The sequence below is a fragment of the Campylobacter sp. S4:11 genome, from assembly GCF_024723695.1.
Classification (GTDB): Bacteria; Campylobacterota; Campylobacteria; order Campylobacterales; family Campylobacteraceae; genus Campylobacter_D; species Campylobacter_D jejuni_C.
Map to the genome: position 1 here is coordinate 1 of NZ_JANQDC010000092.1, position 546 is coordinate 546.

The 546-nt window shown below is 28.9% G+C and carries 1 pseudogene; it reads right to left on the reverse strand.

The features are described 5' to 3' along the window. A pseudogene (locus CAMP5053_RS08345) lies at positions 1-546 on the reverse strand (hypothetical protein); the annotation flags it as partial.

Sequence of the window (546 nt, forward strand, 5' to 3'; positions counted from 1 at the left end):
AAAGCTTACTTTTAAAGGAAAGCCTTTATCTGTGACACAAGCTGAGATGAGTTCTTGTAAGATTGCATATTCATTATTAACTTTCTTTTGAGATAAAGAGCCTTTAACATCTACTACCTTAGTACAAGGATAGCTTACTTTTCCTATAGTATTAGGACAGCCACTTATGCTAGAATTAAGCAAATCACTTTCTAGCATAATAGGCATACCACCATCTTTAAAAGTTTTTCCTTTGTTTGATTGAAGTATGACTTTACCTCCATGGATACATTCTAGGTTTTGATTTTCTAAAAGGGCATGAAGTTTAGCTATAGCTTGTTTTTTATTTATTTGTATGGTTTTTTGTTCTTTTAGAGTGTTTGAAATTAAATCTTTATACTCTAAGCTTTGCTTGCTTAAACATTCTAATTTGATATTTAAAGAATTTTCTATAATAGAATAATTAAGCAAGCAAAGTTCATCATTTTTATAAAAGATGCTAAGTTTTCCTTTGCCACTATCTTCATCTTTAGGAGAAAAATAATAACTAGGTGTATCTTGTTTTAT